Origin of the sequence: Paenibacillus sp. AR247 (genome assembly GCF_002968895.1) — a bacterium.
In the GTDB taxonomy this organism is placed as follows: domain Bacteria; phylum Bacillota; class Bacilli; order Paenibacillales; family Paenibacillaceae; genus Paenibacillus_AQ; species Paenibacillus_AQ favisporus.
Genome location: NZ_PCZT01000020.1, coordinates 171,230 through 178,501, shown reverse-complemented (window position 1 = coordinate 178,501; position 7,272 = coordinate 171,230). Strand labels below are relative to the sequence as shown.

Annotated in this window: 5 protein-coding genes; 1 reads left to right on the top strand and 4 read right to left on the bottom strand. The window is 55.7% G+C overall.

All coding sequences use genetic code 11. The annotated features are described in order from the left end of the window. From CPT76_RS27950 to CPT76_RS27940, 3 genes are all read right to left on the bottom strand, one after another. Positions 1-3,626 (bottom strand): discoidin domain-containing protein (locus CPT76_RS27950; RefSeq protein ID WP_258168860.1); only part of this gene is annotated, 3,626 nt, incomplete at its 3' end. Positions 3,627-4,159: 533 nt separating this feature from the next. After that, the gene (locus tag CPT76_RS27945; protein WP_105445206.1) at positions 4,160-4,375 is read right to left on the bottom strand and encodes an SGNH/GDSL hydrolase family protein; all 216 of its coding nucleotides are present in this window, start codon (positions 4,373-4,375) and stop codon (positions 4,160-4,162) included. Continuing rightward, positions 4,335-4,997, bottom strand: coding sequence for an SGNH/GDSL hydrolase family protein (locus tag CPT76_RS27940; protein ID WP_181153088.1), 663 nt, complete (start codon positions 4,995-4,997; stop codon positions 4,335-4,337). The genes CPT76_RS27945 and CPT76_RS27940 overlap by 41 nt, the downstream gene beginning before the upstream one ends. Before the next feature lie 383 nt (positions 4,998-5,380). Between CPT76_RS27940 and CPT76_RS37895 the strand changes: the two genes are divergently transcribed. Beyond that, entirely contained in the window at positions 5,381-5,548 is a 168-nt protein-coding gene (locus CPT76_RS37895; RefSeq protein ID WP_163880096.1) for a hypothetical protein, read from the top strand. 141 nt (positions 5,549-5,689) lie between these two features. Here CPT76_RS37895 and melA read toward each other — a convergent pair whose 3' ends face one another. Further along, the gene (gene melA, locus CPT76_RS27935) at positions 5,690-6,988 is read right to left on the bottom strand and encodes an alpha-glucosidase/alpha-galactosidase (protein WP_105445204.1); all 1,299 of its coding nucleotides are present in this window, start codon (positions 6,986-6,988) and stop codon (positions 5,690-5,692) included. Positions 6,989-7,272: the final 284 nt, after the last annotated feature.

Below are 7,272 nucleotides of genomic sequence, written 5' to 3'. Positions count from 1 at the left end.
ATCGGATTTTGCGGCTGTCCGTTAAAATAGTTGGTCTGGAACATAATGCCGTGATAGGTCGGGTCCACGATATCCAAGTCGCTTACCCGAATGCCCTGGAACACTTTCGATGCCGAGAACAGCCACATCGCCGGGAAGGTCTGCTGGCCCCAGAAGTGCCCGCCGGCCCGGACGATCGAAATATTCTCAAAATTGGTCGTCGGCGAGGCGCCGAATCCGTTCATCGGGTAGCCGAAGTCCAGCGAGCTGATCGTTACGCCCGAGTAGCACAGCGTATCGGCAATGTAAATGTTCCGGAAGGTGTTGGCGTATCCGCCGTAGACGGCGAGGCCTGCGGCACGCCAGGTCAAGAGCGAAGTCAGGTTCTCGTAGACGTTGTCCTTTTCGTCCGCCCCGCCCGCGTCGATCGCCGAGAACAGCGCGAAGCTGTCGTCGCCGGTAGCCCGCGCTTCGACGTTGCGCACCAGATTGTTCGTACTGCCGTTGGTCATGTTGATGCCGTCGGCAAACGTGTTGCGGATGCGCGAATTGGTAATCGTCATGTAATCGGTGTTGGCTCCCCAGTACATACACACCTGATGCTCGGTCCAGATGTTGTCGATCGTCATGTTCGCCACGTTCGAAAAGTCGAACACCTTGCCCGGACCGTCGATACGTGAGGTATAGTTGCCGAAGTAGGCAAAGTTCGCGAACGTGGAGCCGTTCGCCGTGGAGTTGGCCGTAAATCCGATATCCGTGTTGGATTGGTTCGCCGGAGCCACGAAGCGTGTGTACCATGGGCCGGCACCGACGATTTTAATTGGCTTGCCGTAGACCTGGAATTTGTTCGAGGTCTGATACGTTCCCGGCGGCAGGTATACTCCGACCAGATTGCCTGTCGTATCCATTCGCACTTTATCCAGCGCATTCTGCACGTCCTGATGCGTGAAGCCGGCCGGCACCGCGTATTTGGCCGGATCCGGATTCGGAATCGGTGCAACCTGCTCCAGACTGATGAAATCGATCGCGTAGTTCGTCGTATTGGCCGCATCCTTCTGGAGGCGGATTGTGCTGCCTTTCGGGATGGTGCTGTCGAACATGATATTGGCCTCGTCATAAATATGCCTTGGCGCACCGGCTCCCGGGCTGTTGCTCGGGTTCGCTTCGTCTCCGTACAGCCAGGCGTAGCGCGATGTCAGATTGATCGTCTTGGCGAAAGTGCCGTTGACGTAGACGTTCAGCGTCGCATCGATACCACCGCCCCCGGATGCATCCGGGATGGAGAACCGGGTCACCAGCGTGTTCGTATTGGCTTTGGTCGTGAACTCAACGTAGCTGCCCGTGCTGTTTAACGTCACCGCTTTACGTCCCGAAGCCTCGCCGGCGAGGTCGCCGATGTTCCGGTTCGGACCGACGATCGCCGCGCCGCCTCCAATAACGCCGTCTTCGGCCTCGTACATGTCGTACGGCATGTTCGCGCCGCGGCCGACGAAGAAGGACTGCGTTGTGACGTTGTTGCCCTGCTTCACCGGCAGTTCGTTGCCGTCAACGGCGATTTCCGTCTTGACGTTATACTTCCCATTCGCCGCTGTCCAGCTGCCTAAGCTGACCGGTGCAGCCGAAGCCCCGCTGGCGATGACACCGCTGACCGAGCCGGTCAAGGTCTTGATCACCGCGCCGGTCGTCGCATCGGTTAACGTCAGCTTGATATTATGAGCGCCTCCAGCCGAGGCGGCCGTTCCTTGATTTTTGACCGTCACCGTAAAGTTCACCGTGTTGCCGGCCGAAGGGTTGCCCGGCGTCCAGGTCACCGAAGAAGCTACCAGATCGGAGCTCGATACCGATGCAACCACCAACGGCGACGGGTTGGTGAAGGCGTTATTATCTTCGTTTTGCTCGATGACCGACTTATCTTCATCCACCTTTGAGGTCAGTTGGTAGCTCCCGGCGTCTTTGGCGCCAATGGACAGGGTTACGTTCGTGGAGGCTCCTGCCGCCAAAGCGCCTACCGGTGCGGAACCGACTTTGGTCGTTCCGAGGTAAAAGTTCACCGTCGTTGCTCCGGTGGAAGCCGTCCCCACGTTTTTGACCGTGGATGTCAGCGAAACCGCATCGGTCTCTACCGGAGATGCCGGCGTCCAGGACATGCCCGTGATCGTCAGGTCCGGATTCGGAGCAGGCGTTCCGATGACCTGCAGCTCCGCCACTTGGCCGCCGGTCGAACCCGAGTTGGCGGTGAATTTCAGCTGGATGTCGCTGGCGGTAGCCGTCACCGGAATCGTCACGGTGTTGCCGGACGCCGGGCTGAAGCTGTACTGCGCAGAGGAGACCAAATTCGTGAAGCTGGTCGAATTCTGGTCATGGCCCAGCACCTGAATCGTTTGGGTGCGTGGTCCCCAAGCGCTGTCCGGATTCAGCTTCAGCACGATGGACGAAATATTCGCATTCGCGCCCAGGCTGAGTGTCAGTGTATTCGGGTACGCATTGGCAGCTCCTTCCCAATAGGTGGTCAGACTGCCGTCATTGGCATTGGCCGGCACGTAAATGTATTCATTCGAGGACGCGGTGATCGGCTTGTTCAGCGCCAGATTCGTGCCTGTACCCCCGCCCGTGCCGGTTCGGGTCACGGTGTTGCTGGCGGCGGATACGTTGCCCGCCGCATCCTTGGCTTTGACGTAATAGGAAACGGTAGCCGATGCCGGCTGGTTGTCGGTATACGTCAGAGCACTACCGGCAACGCTCGCACGCAAGGCGTTATTCGCGTAGATGTCATATCCGGTCACACCCACATTGTCCGTGGAAGCGGTCCACGTCAGCTTGATCTGCCCGGAGGCCGGCTCGGTAAAGGCCAGATTTCCCGGGGCGGACGGGGCCTGTGTGTCGCCGCCTGCGGCGGAGCCGTACACCTCAAACTCGGAAATCTGCCCTGCCGGCCAGCCCGTGTTTGCCGTAAATACCAGCTTGACGTATCTGGCAGAAGCCGCGGTAAAGCTGACCGTTACCGTATTGTTACCGGCCGGATCGAAGGTGTAGCTTTGCGAGGCGGCCAAATTCGTAAAGGTTGCCCCGTCCGCGCTACCCTGTACCGACAGCGTCTGAGCTCTTTTCTCCCAGCCGCTGACCGGAAGCTTCAGGACCACTTTGTTAACATTGTAGGACCCGCCAAGGTCAACCTGAAGCCACTGCGGAAAAGCGTTGTTATTACTCTCCCAGTATGTAGCCTGATTGGAGTCGCCCGCATTTGCCGGCGCGTAGGTCTGGGTATAAGAGCTCGCGCTCATGTTCTTGCCCGCCGCTAAATTGCCCGGCTCGGCGGCCGCAGCGGCGCCTTCTGCCGCGGCTGGAGACTCTGGGGACTTCAGCCCGCCGGCGGAGCTTCCAGCCGGTGTATCCGCAGCTCCATCGGCCGGATTGCCCGCGTCTGCGGAGCCTGAAGCCTCGCCTGGAGAATCAGCCTGGCCCTTTCCGTCGGCCGGATCCGGAGTGTCATTGCCGCCTTGCTGCTGGCTCCCGGAGGCAGGTACAGCCCCCGCGGGTTCTGCATAACTCCAGGACGGGGAATAAAAAAACTGCGAAATGAGAAACACGAAGATCAGCGCATACAGAGCCGCCGTTTTCCGTAAAGCCTGAAAATGATGAGCCGTCATAATCATCCTCCTGAATGGAATACTTGGACCTGGACTACCTGCGACAGGAACTGCCCCGTCTTTAAAAATAAGCCGCTTTCATTTTTCTGGGAACCCGGTAATTTCTGGAGCTCACCTCCTTAGCAGCATGGACGGATATTGGCGTTTGTTCGGACGCCCTTCTCGGGATGGGATGGTATGGGCAGACAGGCTGGGACGAATTGTTGGAATGCGAGGGGTTTTGATTTGCTGCAGAGTCCACCGCTACAAATGGTTGGGTCTGTGGCCGGGCCTTAGTGCCGGATTTGTGTTTCCGGGAAGGAGATGTCAAGTTACGCATTCACTATACTGGAAAAATCTTACGTATGACGATGCGTGTTTGTAAGCTTTTTGTGTCTGTTCCTATGATTTTGTTGAATTCAACCTTACGGGAAACATAAAGACCGGCAAAGGGCGTCCCTTCACCGGTCTTCACATTACTTGATATATTTGCGGCTTACCAGATCGTCTGAAATCGCCTCGGTCGGAATGATGAACTCGGGAGAGCACATAAATTATTCGTTGAACGCCATAAGGGTCTTTACAAGCAGGGTAGCGTAAAACTCCGAACCACTGCGGTTCAAATGCACGCCATCCCGGGAAAAGAAGCCGTCTTTGCCTTTGCTGGCCGAATACCAGTCTACTACCGCAGCATTGCTGAATTCATTGGCAACTTCTGCGATATCCCTGTTAACGGCAGCCTCCCATTGCCGCGGAACACGCGTATTCACCAGCAGGACCCGCTTGTCGCCGCCCAGCGACTGCAGCAGAGATCTTAATTGCTTTTTTATTAAAAGGCCCGTTGGTGCCGAGCTCGATGATAATCCGGCCGCCGAGCCGGCCCTGGGCTTTCAACCGGTCGACCGCCTCCCCTGCCTGACGCATTTGCCGGCCGACCTTGCCGTCCACGACGATGCCGGGAAGCATCTTTTCCAGGAAAGGCGCGGCGTCCAGCATGACGGAATCGCCGATGGCGGTGATGCCTTTGCCGGAACGCGGCAGCGGATCAGTGGTCTTGGCCGCGCCTGAAGCCGGCCGCCCGTTTGGCTCTTTTGCTTCCGTGGCCTCAACCGGCTTGGCCGCTCTGTTGTTCGGTGCGATCGCCTCGCTGTCGGTCTTGTCATCCTTCTTTTCTTTCACCTTTTCATTCATTTTCACATTCGTCTTTTCTTCGTCGGGCTCATATGTACGCTGCACCGGTTGAGCCGTTGTTCTTTCCGCTTCGACGACGACTTGTGCGGCCGGCTCAGTCTTGTTCAAGACGTAGTAGCCGCAAGCGGCCATGATCAAAATCACGGGAATAAGAGTACTTAGTACGATGGGGCGAATAGTTCCTTTTCCGGCAAAAAACAATCGGTTTCTTTTCAATCTGAATCCTCCTCTATGAAACGGTACTTCTTCGATATATTGATAGGAGCATCGAAGGCAGCCCAAAACTTTCGAAGTAGGATACTTTATGATAGATAAGCCACTAATTATTCATATGAAATAGCAATGATAGAAAAGCTCCTTACAGATCCTGTAACTTGCCGGACTCAATCAGTAATCGCCATAGGGCAACGAAGGCAAGACGCAGAATGTTATATTTCCAGGCGCTAGAAAATCTTCCAACAAAACGGTATCCGAAACGTTATAATAAATAACAACCGATTGAAAAAGTGCCGGATATCCCTTCCCGTCGCCTGAGCCAGGCACTAACAAGGGCCGGATCATTTCCAACCGAAAGGAGAATGGCTATGGATTTTCGCAACCCTCCCGGACAGTATGACCCCGACGTTCACAAGAAGCGCCACGATGAAAAGGTAAATCAAGGTGCCGGCCGCGGGTTTCTCTGGAACCTAGTCAATCTGCTGATAGGTCTAGCCATTGTGGCCGTGATCATCCTGCTGGTATGGCTGTTTTGATGACGGAACTAATCGGTGGGAAACGCCGGGCCTGTCCGCCACCCGGACTACCGGAAGGAATGCAAAAACGGGCTTACCCCGTCTCTGCCATGAGGCAGCAGAGAGGTAAGCCCGTTCATTTTTTACATCACAGCGACGCCTTTATTTGAATTCAGGCAGCCAGCTGCCGTGCGCCTCGATGAGATCGTCGCACAGCGCCACGATATCGTCGATGGACAGCTCCGCAGACGTGTGCGGATCGAGCATGGCCGCATGGTAGATGTGCTCTTTTTTCCCGGTGACGGCCGCTTCGACGGTAAGCAGCTGCGTATTGATGTTCGTGCGGTTCAGCGCGGCCAGCTGCGGCGGCAGATCGCCCACGTACGTCGGAGTCACGCCGGAGGCATCCACCAGGCACGGCACTTCGACGCAGGCTTCCTTCGGCAGGTTCGTGATCAGTCCGGTGTTCATGACGTTGCCGCCAATTTTGAACGGCTGGTTCGTCTCCATCGCTTCCATGATGTAGGATGCATACTCCTTGGAACGGCTGTGCCCGATGCTTTCGCTCGCAAACAGCTTCTCGCGCATTTCCTTCCATCCGTTGATCTGGTTAACGCAGCGGCGCAGGTATTCGTCGAGCGGAATGTTGTATCTTTCAATGAGTTCGGGATAATTGCGCTTGATGAAATACGGATGGTATTCGGCATTATGCTCGGACGATTCCGTGACATAGTAGCCGAAACGCAGCATCAGCTCGAAGCGCACCATGTCATGATGCTTCTCCTTCTGCTTCTCGGCGGCACGGCGCTTGATTTCGGGGTACAGGTCCACCCCGTCCTTCTTGACCTCGAGCAGCCAGGCCATATGGTTGATGCCCGCGATTTTGGATTCCACGCCGGTCGGATCCATTTCGAGCGTTCTGAACAGGTCGGATACGCAGTGCTGCACGCTGTGGCACAGACCGACCGTTTTCACGCCGCCCACGGTGTTCATGACGTTGGTCAGCACCGCCATCGGGTTCGTGTAATTGAGGAACCATGCGTCCGGACAGACTTCCTGAATGTCCTCCGCAAAGTCCAGCATGACCGGAATCGTACGCAGGTTGCGGAAAATCCCGCCGATGCCCAGCGAGTCGGCAATCGTTTGGCGCAGACCGTATTTCTTCGGTACCTCAAAATCGGTGATCGTACAAGGGTCGTACCCGCCTACCTGGATCGCGTTAATGACATATTTGGCGCCGCGCAGCGCTTCTTTACGGTCCGTGTACGCCTTGATCTGGCATGTGCTGCCCAGCGTCTCCTTGATGCTGTTCAGGAGCCGTTCCGAATCGTTCAGCCGCTCCATGTCGATATCGAAAAGGGCCAGCTCAAACCCCTGCAGCGCCGGAGTTGACATGACGTCTCCAAGCACGTTTTTTACAAATACCGTACTGCCTGCACCGATAAACGTAATTTTGGCCATATTGATTCAATCCCTCCCGTAAATGTTGGCTTTCTGCAAGCCCGTCGCATGACCTAAATATATAGGCCCGACCCTGGAAATAACATGGAGCAACCCCTGCAATACCTGTCATAATCCCATTTTAGAATTCGCTTTCATCTCGTTTTACAGCCGTTTTACCTGTTATAATGTAAAAAAACTGTCTATCGACGTACCTTCACAGATGACAGACCGCGTTTAAAGGTAACTTTTCTTGCAATATCAGGAAGCCATGGCTCTGGAGTTTATACTTTCTGATATTATAA